Genomic DNA, 13529 nt, shown 5'->3' on the forward strand with positions numbered 1-13529 from the left:
GTCCTCCTGTGATTGCGTGGGGACGAAAGTAACATGAAAACCGGCATTTTCAGCAATTTTTGTTCACGCGGGGCCGAAAACCCGCGCAAAAATCGTATCAACATGCTTCGTGTGATAGCCAAGGTCGAATTTTTCAGCGATCTCTGCTTCGGACAGGGCCGCGCGCACTTCGGGGTCGCCCAGCAGTTCGGTTTGAAAATCGAGGCCCTGTTCCCAGACCTTCATCGCATTGCGCTGCACCAGGGTATAGGCGTTCTCTCGCGATACACCCTTTTGCGTCAGGGCCAGCAAGACCCGTTGCGAATGGATCAGGCCGCGGAACTTGTTCATGTTCGCCAGCATATTGTCGGGGTAGATCACCAGTTTTTCGATCACATTGGTCAGGCGGGCCAGCGCGAAATCCAGCGTGATGGTGGTGTCGGGGCCGATGTTGCGTTCGACCGAACTGTGCGAGATGTCGCGTTCGTGCCAGAGGGTGACATTCTCCATAGCGGGAACGACGGCCATGCGCACAAGCCGCGCCAGCCCGGTCAGATTCTCGGTCAGCACCGGGTTGCGCTTGTGCGGCATGGCGGACGAGCCCTTCTGGCCCTTCGAAAAGAACTCTTCCACTTCCAGAACTTCGGTGCGCTGCATGTGGCGGATCTCGGTGGCAATGTTCTCGATGCTGGAGCCGATGACGCCCAGCGTGGCGAAATACATTGCATGCCGGTCGCGCGGGATGACCTGGGTGCTGACGGGTTCCGGCGTCAGGCCCAGCTGGGCGCACACATGTTCCTCGACGCTGGGGTCGATGTTGGCGAAGGTGCCGACCGCGCCGGAAATCGCGCCGGTAGCGATCTCGGCGCGGGCGGCGACCAAGCGTGCGCGGCCGCGGTCGAGTTCGGCATAGAAGCGGGCGAATTTCAAACCCATGGTGACGGGTTCGGCATGGATGCCGTGGCTGCGCCCGATGCACACGGTGTCCTTGTGTTCCAGCGCGCGGACCTTCAGCGCGGCCAGCAGGCGGTCCATATCGGCCAGAAGCAGGTCGGTCGCGCGGACCAGTTGCAAGTTGAAGGTGGTGTCGAGCACGTCGGAGCTGGTCATGCCCTGATGTACGAACCGCGCCTCTTCCGCGCCGATGTGTTCGGCCAGGTGGGTCAGGAACGCGATGACATCATGCTTGGTCACGGCCTCGATCTCGTCAATCCGGGCGACATCGAAGGTAACATCCTTGGCCTTCCAGACGGCTTCGGCGCTGGCCTTCGGGATGACGCCAAGGGCGGCCTGTGCGTCGCAGGCATGTGCCTCGATCTCATACCAGATGCGGAACTTGGTTTCGGCCGACCAGATGGCAACCATTTCGGGGCGAGAATAGCGGGGGATCATGGGCGACAACCTTTATCTGGCGGGATTTGGGGTCGTCATAGCGCCGGGGCGGCAGGGCTGCAAGCGCGGGGTCGTCCCGCGATCCAGCGGAAGGCCGCTGGCGCGGCCTGCACCTTCACGGGCGCCGCGCTGGGCGCGCGGCGGGGGTACTTTGGTGTTTGCGCCGGTTGGCGGGCGGCAGCGTCCGTGCCATGGGGAAGGGGCGCGCCGCCGGGGGTCAGGCTTCCGGGGCGGCTGGGTCCGCGTCGGGCGTGTCCGAGTCGACATCGGGCTGGCCGTCACCAGTCGCGCGAAAGCCCAAAGCCACGACATATTTTTCGGAACTGTCGGCGCGGCTGGCGGGGGGTTTGACGTTGGCGACGGTCTTGAAGCGCTTTTTCAACAGCGCCTGCAACTCGCCCTCAGCCCCGCCAGCCAGCACCTTGGCGACGAAGGTGCCGCCCTCGGCCAGCACGTCGAAGGCGAAATAGGCCGCCGCTTCACACAACGCGATGATGCGCAGGTGGTCGGTCTGCTTGTGGCCTGAGGACGAAGCCGCCATATCCGACATCACCACATCGGCCTGACCGCCCAGCCAGTCCTTGACCTGCGCTTCGGCGCCGTCGGCCAGAAAGTCCAGCACATGCACATCGGCCCCAGCCAGCGGCGTGACCTCTTGCAGGTCTACGCCCAGCACGGTGCCCACGCGTTTGCCCTGTTTGTCCCCCAGAGCGTTTACGCGCTTGACCGCAATTTGCAGCCAGCCGCCTGGCGCACAGCCAAGATCGACCACCCGCGCGCCGGGCACGAGGAAGCGGTATTTGTCATCCAGTTCGAGGATCTTGTAGGCCGCGCGGCCACGATAGCCGTCACGCTTGGCGGCGACGACATAGGGGTCGTTCAACTGCCGTTCCAGCCAGCGGGTCGAGGACAGGCGGCGCCCTTTGGCTGTTTTCACCTTCACCCGCAACTCGCGCTGACCGCGCCCAGAGGTGTTCTTGCCGTTGGTGGTCATGTCGCGTCCTTTGCTTGGTCAGGTGACATCCAGCACCCCGTCGCGGTTCATCTGGGCATAGAGCAGCCCTTCGCGCAGGCCCCGGTCGGCCACTGACATGGTATCGGTGGGCCAGACCCGCATCAGCGCCATCAAGATCGCCGCGCCTGACATGATCAGCCCGTGGCGTTCGCGCCCGATGCGTGGGTCGGTGCGCCGCCCCTCCGGACCCAATGCCAGGTAATCGCGGATTACCCGATCAATCTGATCGGAGGTCATGCGCAGCCCATCAACCTTGTTGCGATCATAGCGTTTGAGGCCGAGGAACGATGCGGCGACCGTGGTTATCGTGCCCGACGTGCCGATGATCTGAAAACCTTCGCGCGGTTGCGGGTGGTCGTAGGGCGAGAAATCCGCCAGTTGTTCCTCGAAGAACCAACTCATCAGGGCAAACCGGGCGGCATCGTCTTGCACATCGCCGAACTGGTCGCGCAGGGTGGCCACGCCCAGCGGCACGCTGATCCAGTCAACGACCCGGGCGCCTGAGGGGGCATCCGCGCCCTCGAAGCTTTGGTGCATGTCCATGATGGCCCGGCGACGCCGCGCAGGGGGCACGGTGGACAAGTCGATCCACACCAGTTCGGTTGACCCGCCACCGATGTCGATTACCAGCAGTTGCTCGGTGCGCGCCGACACCAGCGGGGCGCAAGACACGACGGCAAGCCGCGCTTCTTCCTCGGGCGGGATGATTTCCAGCCGCAGGCCAGTCTCGCGCTGGACCTTGTTGATGAACTCACGCGCGTTGCGGGCACGACGACATGCCTCGGTCGCGACAAGGCGCATGCTGCGCACGCTGTGCTTGTCCAGCTTGGCGCGACAGATCCGAAGTGCCTGCACGGTACGCTCCATCGGGGCATGGGACAGCTTGCCCAATGCCTCAAGGCCCGTACCGAGTTCGACAGCCTTGGAAAAGCTGTCGACAACCTCAAACTGCGCGCCGCGGGGGCGGGCGATCAGCATTCGGCAACTGTTCGTACCCAAATCGAGCGCGGCATAAAGCCCCGCCCCGTCGGGCTTGGTCTGGCGCGGCGGCTCGACCGAATACGGTTTATACGCCGCGCGGGGGCGACGTCTGGACGGTTTCGGGTGCGCGCCCACGCCTGCGGGACGCTCGGGCGCCATAGATCGCCCTCCATTTCAAGTTGATGACAGAGTAATCCCTTGCCGCCCCCGACGCAAGCGCCTGCGACCTAGCATCGCCGCATTGTCAGGTTTCATCAAGGACATGAAAATTATTCAATCCCGGCATGCCCGTGCAGGCTGGCCATCCTGTGCGGCCATGGCCTAAAACCGATCCCAGCCGGTTCATCGCCAATGCGCGACGGCGGGCGGACATGAGGGTGGCCCGTATCAGGCGGGCAGAAACAGCAGCGGGGCGCAGGATTATGGCATCGGTGACTATCGTTTACTGGCGGGATATTCCTGCGCAGGTGATCGTCGGCAAGGGACGGCGGGCGCACAAGGTGCAGCTTTCCGAACGGTTCGAACAGGCGATCGACCGCTGCGCCATGAAGATCGGCGCGAAAGAGGCGGATGCCTATCTGGCCGAATGGCGCAAGGCCGCCCCCGTAGAGGTCGCAGGCGACGATCAGGAGGTCGCTGCCGCAGAGGCGGCGCGGCTGGAAGCCACCTATGACACAGAGAAGCTGAAAGCGCTGATTGCCAATGAGGGCCGTGCGTGAGGCAGCGATCGCGTCAAAAGGCTGAGGCATCCCATGGCACTTCTGAACTTTCGTCAACAGGTTGACACCCCTGCGGCAAGCGGCGCGATGCAGGCGCTGTTGCAGGGCTATTCGATCGAGGTGATGCCGCGCACCGCCGCGAAGATCGACGATTTCCGCGCGTTGCTGCCCGTTGGCACGCGGGTCTACATCGCCCATATCGACGGCACGCCGCTGGCGGACATGGTGACGACGGCGGCGCGCCTGCGGGCCGATGGCTTTGCGCCCATGCCGCACATTCCCGCGCGGTTGATCCGCAACCGGGCAGCGCTGGCCGACCTGATCGCGCGCTATCGTGGCGAGGCCGGGGTGACGCAGGCGCTGCTGCTGGCCGGCGGGGTCGCGCAGCCGGCAGGGGATTTCGCGTCCTCCATGCAGCTGATGGAGACAGGGCTGTTCGACGGCTTTCGCCGCCTGCATTTGGCCGGGCACCCGGAAGGCAACCGCGACATTGACCGCGACGGCGGCGATGCCGCTGTGATGGAAGCGCTGCGCTGGAAACAGGATTTCGCCAACCGCACTGACGCGGAAATGGCGATTGTCACCCAGTTTGCGTTCGAAGCTGCGCCCCTGATCGCCTGGGCCGACCGGCTGGCAGCCGAAGGCATCACGCTGCCGATTCACCTGGGCATAGCCGGGCCCGCAAAGCTGCAAACGATGCTGAAATTCGCGATTGCCTGCGGTGTAGGCCCGTCGCTGCGGGTGTTGCAAAAGCGCGCGAAGGATGTGACCAAGCTGCTGACACCGTTTGAACCGACGCAACTGGTCCGCGATCTGGCCGCGCATAAGGCGCGACACCCGGATTTCGGGGTCCAGTCCCTGCATTTCTTCCCGCTGGGCGGGATCGTCCCCAATGCCCGATGGGCCGCTGATCATGGCGCGCCCGGGGCTGCCAACCGATAGGAACCCACTGCCATGACCCGCACCGTGATCGAGTCGAAGACCAAAACCGTTGTCATCGGTTTTGATGAGCCGTTCTGCGTGATCGGCGAGCGTATCAACCCGACCGGGCGCAAGAAACTGGCCGCCGAGCTGGAGGCCGGGGATTTCAGCACGGTAGAGCGTGATGCGCTGGAACAGGTGGCCTGCGGGGCAATGGTGCTGGACGTGAACTCGGGTGCGGTGTTTACCAACAAAATGGCCGAAGATCCGCGCTATGCCGACAACAACTTCGTTGAGCCGCCGCTGATGCGCGAGCTGATCTTGCGCATTCAGGCGATCACCGACACGCCGCTGTGCATCGACAGTTCCGTGCCCGGCGCGCTGGAAGAGGGGCTGAAAGCGGCCAATGGACGCCCCCTCCTGAACTCGGTAACGGGTGAGGAAGAGCGTCTGGAACTGGTGCTGCCGCTGGTCAAGAAATACAACGTGCCGGTGGTGGCGATCTCGAACGACGACACCGGCATTTCTGAAGATCCCGATGTGCGGTTCGCCGTGGCCAAAAAGATTGTCGAGCGTGCAGCGGATTTCGGCATTCCCGCGCATGATATCGTGGTCGATCCACTGGTGATGCCGATCGGCGCCATGTCTTCGGCAGGGCAGCAGGTGTTCACGCTGGTACGGCGGTTGCGCGATGAACTGGGGGTAAACACCACCTGCGGGGCGTCGAACATCTCGTTCGGGTTGCCGCACCGGCACGGTATCAACGCAGCTTTCCTGCCCATGGCCATCGGCGCGGGCATGACCAGCGCGATCATGAACCCCGTACGTTCGGTCGAGATGGAGGCGATCCGCGCCGCCAACTTCTTGATGAACCACGATGCGAACGGGGCCGAATGGATCCGCTTTTCGCGCGTGCTCGATGCCGTCAAGGAAGGCGCAAGCTTTGCCGAAGCTTCGGCCGCAGCAGCAGCAGGCGGGGCGGCGGGGGGGCGGTCCGGGCGCGGCGCACGGCGGCGCAACGCCTGAGCTTTGGTGCTGCAAACCCGTTTTGAACCGGTGCCGGGCGGCAAGGTGCTCTGGTCAGTACTCCGAACCGCGATTGGTCTGGGGTTGATTGGAAAACGCGCCGTTTTTCGCCGCCCGTGCAGACCAATCTGAAGCTTGCCCGTTTTCCCATGCATGACCCAAAGTCAACGCCTTCCCCGCCGGGGGAGGCAGCATCGCGTCGGATCTGAGCCAGCGCCCGGACCACGCCGCCCGCAGCGCGCGGTCCGTGCATCCGATGCGCGGGCAGTACCGGACAACGGTGGTATCGGCTTCGATGCGTCAATCCCCCTCGACCCGATGTGTAAACTTTGCTAGACAGTCTGTGTATTCCCCACCGAAGGTCCTCCAGCATGCAACACGCCACCGACGGTATCACTGCGCCCTCTTTTGGTGGCGCGCCGCGTCCCGGGCTTTGCACGGATTGCGGCATATCGCGGATCGGCGATGGCAAGGATTGCGGGCGCGCCTGCCAGTTCATCCAGCCGGATTATCCCGGCCTTGAACGCCAGGTACACGGCCGCACCCCGCGGCCAGACGCGCCCGAGGAGGGGTTCTTTGGCGTAACCCAAACCATGCTGCGCGCGCGTCTGTCGCCGCCCGCAGACGGGGCGCAATGGACCGGCATCACCACGACGCTGGCCGCGAAGCTGCTGGAAACCGGCGCGGTCGATGCCGTGCTGACCGTCGCGCCTGATCCGTCCGATCGCTGGAAGCCGCTGCCGGTGATCGTGACTGACCCGGCTGCGCTTGCGCAATGTCGCGGCATGCGCATGGGCTTTGGCCCCACACTGGCGCTGCTGGAACCGGCGCGCGCCGCAGGCCACCGGCGCATCGCGCTGATCGGTATTCCCTGCCAGGTGCATGCCTTGCGCGCGCTGGAACGCGATCTGGGGTTTGAACGGATCTATGTGATCGGCACGCCCTGTTCGGACAACACCACGACCGAGAACTTCCACGAATTCCTGGCGCTCTTGGACGCCAAGCCCGAAACTGTCAGCTATCTGGAGTTTCGCGCGGACTACAAGGTGGAGCTCCGGTTCGACGACGGGCGACCGGCCCGGGTGGTCCCGTTCCTGAAACTGCCGATCTCGAAGCTCAGGCCTGATTTCTTTCCCATGACATGCAAGACCTGCGTGGATTACACCAACCGGCTGGCAGATATCACCGTAGGCTACATGGGCGGCGACGGCGATCAATGGGTGATCGTGCGCAACGCACGCGGGGCCGAGATGCTGCGCCATCTGGAAGACGTGTTGACCGTGAAGCCGCTGACCGACAAGGGCAAGCGGTCGGGCGCTGTCCGGGGCTTTATGGCCAATACCGAACGTGCGGCGGGCGGGTTGCCATTACGGTCGATGCCAGACTGGGCGCGGCCCATCGTGGCCTTTTTGCAGCCGCGTATCGGGCCGCGCGGGCTGGAATTCGCCCGCGCCCGGGTCGAGATGAAGGCGATCGAGACAGTGCTGCACCTGCGCCGCGCCCATCCCGCGCGGGTCAAGAACATGGTCCCGCCGCATGTATGGAACGTAGTGGCCCCCTATGGCCTGACACCCGGGCCAGACGAGGTGCGCGCGGTCCCCCCGCCTGCGACGGGGACTGCAGAAGGGACCAGCACGGCGGCAGAATCGTCAGCAGAACCGTTGGCCGGTTCGTCCACATTACCCTCAGACGGCTAAGCCGCCCCCATCGCGGGCGGGGCTCATCGCCCGCACGCGTGTTCGCCGCCCAGAGTGTGCCTGCAATGCTGATTTCGGCACCACGCACCGGCGCTGTATCCCCGCCGTGACCGGCTGCCGCATCATCAAAGGCCGCCCCCGTGACAGGGATTGGCCGACAAGCGCAGGCACGCCCCGCCTAAGTCGCGGGGTGCGCCTCCGCCACGTCAGGCCTCTTCAGGCGCAGGGCGCAGCGGGCCGTCGCGCCAAAGTGCTGCGGCCATGCCGGCGCGCAGCAACAGCTTGCGTGGCAGCGGAAAGCGCGGCGGCGGGCGTTTGAACAGGGCGGGCGTGGTGTCTGGCAGTCCCATCAGCGCGGGGGCAATCCGGCGGCCCCCTTCGGACGCTGCTGCCACGCCGTTGCCGTGCCAGCCAAGCGCGGCAAACAGCCCCTCCGCCCCCGGCACTGGACCGCAGAACGGCGCCATCGACCCGGTCAGACAGACCAGCCCGGACCAGTCATGGGTGGTTTCGGCCTGCGCAAAGGCGGGGAACATCGCCTCGAACTCGGCCCGCGCGCGGGCGGTGAAGCGGGCAAGCCGCTCGGGCTGGGCCGACACCCCGCCGCGCGCGCCAAACAGGAACCGCCCGTCGGGCAGAAGGCGGAAGTAATGCAGCATGGTGCGCGAATCGTAGGTCATCAAGTGCGAGGTCCAGCCCTGCGCTTCCCTCTCGGCGAGACTCAAGGGGCGGGTGACGATGATGGTAGAGAGGGCTGGCAGAATGCGGCGTGACAACCAGCGGGGCAGGCGTTCATCGCTGTAGCCGTTGGTGGCGATCAGTACGCGGCGGGCCTGCACCTGCGCCGCGCCGGTCCGCAGGCTCCACAGGCCATTGGCATGGTCGAGGGTCTTGACCGGGCTGTCACCGTAGATTCGGACCCCGGCGGCCTGTGCGGCCACCGCCAGCCCGCGCGCGTATTTCAGCGGGTGCAGGGGAAACCCCTCAGGCCGATAGGTGCCGCCCCATGCGGTGGCGCAGTTCAGCCCGGCGTCGCGCAGGGCCGCGCGGCCCCAAAGCTGCACGCCGTCCGCGCCCTGTTGCGCCTGCATGGCAGCCCATGTGCGGGCGGAATGCGCCAGCAGCACTTCGCCGGCCGGGCCTCGGTCGGCGTCGATGCCATAGCGGGCCAGATTATCGGCCACGCGGTCGATCGCGCGTTGCTGGTAGCTGTCGAATTCGGGCGCCGCGAGGGCGCCGACACGGCGGGTGATCTGCGCAGGCGACAAATTCGCGCCCCCAAGGCAGCAAAACCCGCCGTTGCGCCCCGATGCGCCCCAACCGGGCGCTGCGGCGTCCAGGACCACCACCTCGGCGCCGAACCGCTCCCGCAATTCCAGCGCCGCGTTCAGCCCGGCATAGCCCGCGCCGATGATCGCGACATCGGCTGTCACGGGCCCGGTCAGGGTGGGGCAGGGCGGCAGCGCGGGGCTACTGGCGCGCCAGTAGCTTTCCGGCCAAATATCGGGGGTATAGGCGGCGGGTTCATAAAGATAGGACATCGGGGCACCGGGGGCTGGCGCTGCGCTTTGGCGCGGCTACATTTCATTTACAGGATACGGAGTAGCTGATGGCACTGGAAGACGCAAAAACCGAAGTGGACACCGCCTTCACCCGCGCATCACGGCGCGGGCTTGCGTATGAGAATACCTTCGGCGGCGCGACCAGCTTCCTGCGCCGCAGCTATACAAAGGATTTGCGTGGGGCAGATCTGGCGGTGACCGGCGTGCCCTTCGATCAGGCCGTGACCAACCGCACCGGTGCCCGGCTGGGACCGCGCGCCCTCCGCGAGGCCAGTGCCTTGCAGGCTTTCGACCCGCCTTATGGCTGGGGGTTCGACCCTTTGTCGGAATTCTCGATTGTCGATTATGGCGATCTGGCGTTCGATTATGCCAAGGTCAACGATTTCCCCGATACGCTGACTGCGCATGTTCGCGGTATTCTGGCAGCGGGTGCTGGGTCGCTGGCGCTGGGGGGGGATCACTATATAACCCTGCCGATTCTGCGCGCCTACGCAGAGGTTTTCGGGCCGATGTCGGTCATCCAGTTCGACGCGCATTCCGACCTCTGGCAGGATGATGATTTTAGTCGCATCGACCATGGCACGATGATGTACAAGGCGGTGAAGCTGGGCTATGTAGACCCGGCACGGTCGGTTCAGATCGGCATCCGCACGGAATGCCCTGACTACCTCGGCTTCCACGTCATCGACGCCTTTGAGGTCCATCGCGACGGGCCAGCGGCCGCTGCCGCCCGGGCGAAGGCGATCGTGGGCGATGCGCCGACATATCTGACCTTCGATATTGATGCGCTGGACCCCGCTTTTGCACCGGGCACCGGCACGCCGGTCTGGAACGGGATCACGGCCAATCAGGCGGCCGTCATGCTGCGCGCGCTGGCGGGAATCGATCTGAAGGGGGGCGATGTTGTCGAGGTCTCACCGCCCTTTGATCCGACCGGCGTCACCGCGATCATGGGGGCGCATGTCGCCATGGAACTGTTGTGTCTGTATTGCTGGAACTTGTGGGGAAAGAAATGATCAAGCTGATTGGAATTGTTGTACTGCTGGGGCTGGCAGGGTTGATGCTCTTTGTGCGGGTCTCGCCCAATGCGCCCGCTGACTGGCATGAAGACCCCGCACTTGTGCAAAAGCCCTCCAAGCCCAACGCGCATCTGATTCGGCTGGTCGGCGGCGATGAGATCGCGCCGATCTACGCCCTGACGCCCGAGGCGCTGGCCGAGCGGATCGACCAGATCGCGCGCGAAGACGGCGCAGAGTTGCTGGCCGGTTCGGTTGCGGACGGGCACATGACCTATATCTCGCGCAGCACGCTGATGGGGTTTCCTGATTTTACCTCGGTCAAAGTGTCGCGCGCGGGTGACGGCGCGACATTCTCGGCCTTCGCCCGCGCCCGCTTCGGGCAGTCCGACATGGGCGTAAACCGGGCGCGGCTGACGCGCTGGCTGGCAGCGCTGGAAGACATGGTCGACTGAGGGCGCGCGGCGGCTGGCTGCTTGCCGGGGCGGCAGCGCTAAGTGTTCGCGGCGTCCAGCAGCAGGATTTGCAGATCCGCTACGTTGGTCCCCGTCGCATTGGTCCGCAGCAAGTGGCCCGCCAGATCCAATGCCTGGTAGCTGTCGTTGTTTGCGAGCAACGCGGCAGGGTCGCCGCCTGCGGCGCGGATGCGGTGCAGCGTATCCGGCGCGGTCAGCCCGCCTGCCGCATCGGTCGGCCCGTCCCGTCCGTCGGTGCCACCTGACAGGAACAGCCATTTGCGGGGCCACCCGTCGAGCCCCATGGCAACGCGCAAGGCCAGTTCCTGATTGCGTCCTCCCATGCCGGTGCCCTTCAGGTTTACCGTCGTTTCGCCACCAAACAGCGCCATTAGCGGAGCAGGCCCGGCAGTGCGCGCATGCGCGATGATCTGCGCGGCGGCGGCGGCGACATCGCCGGTCAGCGCATCGCTGAGGATGACCGCATCGGGCCAGACGGCCTTCATCGCATCGAGCGACATGCGGTTCGACCCGATCAGCTGGTTGCGGACCTTGGGCAGCGGCTCCTGGGTCTGGGGCTGCGCAAGGGCATCGCGCACACTCGGGGGCAGTTTCGTCCATAGTTCTGCAGTTTTCAGCAGCGCGACCGCAGCGTCCCGCGATAGCAGCGGTTCCGCCGTCATGCCCGAGGCGATGGCCCGCAGATCGTCGCCGATAACATCCGACAAGATCAACGCCCGGACCTGCGCAGGCGCTGCCTGCCGCAACAGCCCGCCACCCTTCAACTCTGACAAGTGTTGCCGCACGCTGTTCATCGCCACGATATCCAGCCCGGCGCCCAGTAGCAGCCGGCTTAGCGCAGCCTTGTCTTCCAGGGTCAGCGGCGGAGTCGGCGCGGGCAACAGGGCCGACCCGCCGCCCGAGATCAGCGCGAGGACTTGATCGTCCGGGCCCGCTTCGGCCAGCATCCGCATCACCGCCTGACCTGCGGCCAGGCCCGCCTCATCGGGGACGGGATGACCTGCGGCCAGCACTTCAGCGCCTGAAACCGGCGCGGCATTCTCATAATTCGTGACGACCAGCGCCTTTGCCGGGGCGGGCACCAGTGGCAGGGCGGCGCGCATCATGCGTGCTGCAGCCTTGCCCACGGCCAACACGAACAAACGGCCGCCCGCAGACAGCCGAACCGGATCGGTCCGCAACGCCTGCGCCACGCCACGGGACGGATCGGCAGCCAGAATGCCTGCCTCAAAGAGGTTGATGATCTGATGCCGGGGCATGCGCAGTCCTTCGGGATGATTCTTCGAGGCATCATCCGCGTGGATTCAGGCCCCGTCCACCCCCCGGAAAGCACTTTTGCCAAGGCTCTTTGTAGGTCAAGCAGCATTCTGCCAGAAAATGGCCAGTTTTTTCAGGGCCGACCTGTGCCGCAGCGCCGTTAACTAATTATTAACTTCTTGCTGGGCCTGCGCCGATAATCATGCGCTTACCCATATGGCCAAGATCGGTTGTTACATATGGTCGCGCGCTGAAAGGGCTGTTAGGACAGGGCAACGCGGTACGATTTCCGTGCATTACAGTACATATCCGGAGGGTGAATGTTCGATCTGACAGGTAAATCCGCGCTGGTTACCGGCGCATCCGGCGGAATCGGCGCGGCGATCGCGCGCGCTCTGCATGGCGCGGGGGCCACGGTGGCATTGTCGGGGACACGGACCGGCCCGTTGCAGGCTCTCGCCGACGACCTTGGCAGCCGCGCCCATGTGCTGCCTTGCGACCTGTCGGATCAAGAGGCGGTCGAGGCGCTGCCCAAAGCGGCCATCGCGGCCATGGGCGGGGTTGATATCTTGGTCAACAACGCTGGGATCACCCGCGACAACCTGTTCATGCGGATGTCGGATGATGACTGGAGCGCGGTGCTCGATGTCAATCTGACCGCCACAATGCGGTTGTGCCGGGGCGTGGTGCGCGGAATGATGAAGGCGCGTTGGGGCCGGGTGGTCAACATCTCGTCAGTGGTGGGGGCCACCGGCAACCCCGGGCAGGCGAACTACGCTGCGGCAAAGGCCGGTATGGTCGGCATGTCGAAATCCCTCGCCCATGAGGTCGCAAGCCGTGGCATCACCGTCAATTGTGTGGCCCCGGGGTTCATCACGACACCCATGACGGACAAGCTGACCGACGACCAGAAGGCGAAGCTGCTTGTGCAGGTGCCCGCTGGTCGCATGGGCGAAGCGGATGAGATTGCAGCGGCCGTGCTGTACCTGGCCAGCCCGTCGGCGGGCTATGTGACCGGTGCCACGCTGCACGTTAACGGCGGGCTGGCGATGCTGTGAAGCGTCAGCGCACAAAGCGTTTGCCATCGCCGCGCCATATGCTATAGGCGGCGCAGATTGAGCCGGGGGCAGGTGCCCGCGCTGGTCGTTGGGGAATGCGTGCGACAGGCTTGTGCATCACCCCGGGTACGCCCATATGGGGCGAAGGACATTCAAAGCGCGGGCTTTCCCGCCGAAATGAGACGAGGAAAAGACATGAGCGATATCGCTAATCGCGTGAAGAAAATCGTGGTTGAGCATCTGGGCGTTGAAGAAGACAAGATCACCGAAGGTGCATCTTTCATCGACGATCTGGGCGCTGACAGCCTTGACACCGTGGAACTGGTCATGGCGTTCGAGGAAGAATTCGGGATCGAGATCCCCGACGATGCCGCCGAAAACATCCAGACCTTCGGCGATGCGGTCAAGTTCATCACCGAAGCGCAGTAAC

The 13529-nt window shown here is 64.8% G+C and carries 13 protein-coding genes; 8 read left to right on the forward strand and 5 right to left on the reverse strand.

Annotated features, from left to right (window positions below):
* Positions 1–63: 63 nt before the first annotated feature.
* The 3 genes from purB to H9529_RS15775 all read right to left on the reverse strand — a co-directional run bounded on the left by purB (position 64) and on the right by H9529_RS15775 (position 3526).
* Entirely contained in the window at positions 64–1371 is a 1308-nt protein-coding gene (purB, locus tag H9529_RS15765; RefSeq protein WP_092886790.1) for an adenylosuccinate lyase, read from the reverse strand.
* A 217-nt stretch (positions 1372–1588) separates the two neighbouring features.
* On the reverse strand, positions 1589–2365 hold the full coding sequence (locus tag H9529_RS15770; protein WP_092886791.1) for an RlmE family RNA methyltransferase: 777 nt from the start codon (positions 2363–2365) through the stop codon (positions 1589–1591).
* A gap of 18 nt (positions 2366–2383) precedes the next feature.
* Complete coding sequence (locus H9529_RS15775; protein ID WP_092886793.1) at positions 2384–3526, reverse strand: Ppx/GppA phosphatase family protein; 1143 nt, start codon at positions 3524–3526, stop codon at positions 2384–2386.
* Positions 3527–3789: 263 nt separating this feature from the next.
* Here H9529_RS15775 and H9529_RS15780 point away from each other — a divergent pair, with 263 nt between their 5' ends.
* The 4 genes from H9529_RS15780 to H9529_RS15795 all read left to right on the forward strand — a co-directional run bounded on the left by H9529_RS15780 (position 3790) and on the right by H9529_RS15795 (position 7730).
* Positions 3790–4086: a virulence factor gene (locus tag H9529_RS15780; protein ID WP_092886795.1), complete on the forward strand. Its 297-nt coding sequence runs from the start codon at positions 3790–3792 to the stop codon at positions 4084–4086.
* A 33-nt stretch (positions 4087–4119) separates the two neighbouring features.
* A complete protein-coding gene (locus H9529_RS15785; protein WP_092886797.1) occupies positions 4120–5028 on the forward strand; it encodes a methylenetetrahydrofolate reductase in 909 nt (302 codons plus the stop codon).
* A gap of 12 nt (positions 5029–5040) precedes the next feature.
* Positions 5041–6033 carry a methyltetrahydrofolate cobalamin methyltransferase gene (locus H9529_RS15790; RefSeq protein WP_092886799.1) on the forward strand — a complete coding sequence of 331 codons (993 nt, stop codon included), beginning with the start codon at positions 5041–5043 and terminating at the stop codon, positions 6031–6033.
* A 371-nt stretch (positions 6034–6404) separates the two neighbouring features.
* Positions 6405–7730 carry a Coenzyme F420 hydrogenase/dehydrogenase, beta subunit C-terminal domain gene (locus H9529_RS15795; protein ID WP_092886801.1) on the forward strand — a complete coding sequence of 442 codons (1326 nt, stop codon included), beginning with the start codon at positions 6405–6407 and terminating at the stop codon, positions 7728–7730.
* A gap of 206 nt (positions 7731–7936) precedes the next feature.
* Here the strand turns inward: H9529_RS15795 and H9529_RS15800 are convergent, their stop codons facing one another.
* The gene (locus H9529_RS15800) at positions 7937–9271 is read right to left on the reverse strand and encodes an NAD(P)/FAD-dependent oxidoreductase (RefSeq protein WP_092886803.1); all 1335 of its coding nucleotides are present in this window, start codon (positions 9269–9271) and stop codon (positions 7937–7939) included.
* Positions 9272–9339: 68 nt separating this feature from the next.
* Here H9529_RS15800 and speB point away from each other — a divergent pair, with 68 nt between their 5' ends.
* The gene (gene speB / locus H9529_RS15805) at positions 9340–10308 is read left to right on the forward strand and encodes an agmatinase (protein ID WP_092886805.1); all 969 of its coding nucleotides are present in this window, start codon (positions 9340–9342) and stop codon (positions 10306–10308) included.
* On the forward strand, positions 10305–10763 hold the full coding sequence (locus H9529_RS15810; RefSeq protein ID WP_223814211.1) for a DUF1499 domain-containing protein: 459 nt from the start codon (positions 10305–10307) through the stop codon (positions 10761–10763). The genes speB and H9529_RS15810 overlap by 4 nt, the downstream gene beginning before the upstream one ends.
* 38 nt (positions 10764–10801) lie before the next feature.
* On the opposite strand, the gene H9529_RS15815 is transcribed toward H9529_RS15810, so the two are convergent.
* Complete coding sequence (locus H9529_RS15815; RefSeq protein ID WP_092886807.1) at positions 10802–12043, reverse strand: glycerate kinase type-2 family protein; 1242 nt, start codon at positions 12041–12043, stop codon at positions 10802–10804.
* 318 nt (positions 12044–12361) lie between these two features.
* Between H9529_RS15815 and fabG the strand changes: the two genes are divergently transcribed.
* Positions 12362–13099 carry a 3-oxoacyl-ACP reductase FabG gene (gene fabG / locus H9529_RS15820; RefSeq protein ID WP_092886809.1) on the forward strand — a complete coding sequence of 246 codons (738 nt, stop codon included), beginning with the start codon at positions 12362–12364 and terminating at the stop codon, positions 13097–13099.
* Positions 13100–13294: 195 nt separating this feature from the next.
* Complete coding sequence (locus tag H9529_RS15825; protein ID WP_092886811.1) at positions 13295–13528, forward strand: acyl carrier protein; 234 nt, start codon at positions 13295–13297, stop codon at positions 13526–13528.
* Position 13529: the final 1 nt, after the last annotated feature.

It is taken from the genome of Roseicitreum antarcticum (genome assembly GCF_014681765.1).
In the GTDB taxonomy this organism is placed as follows: domain Bacteria; phylum Pseudomonadota; class Alphaproteobacteria; order Rhodobacterales; family Rhodobacteraceae; genus Roseicitreum; species Roseicitreum antarcticum.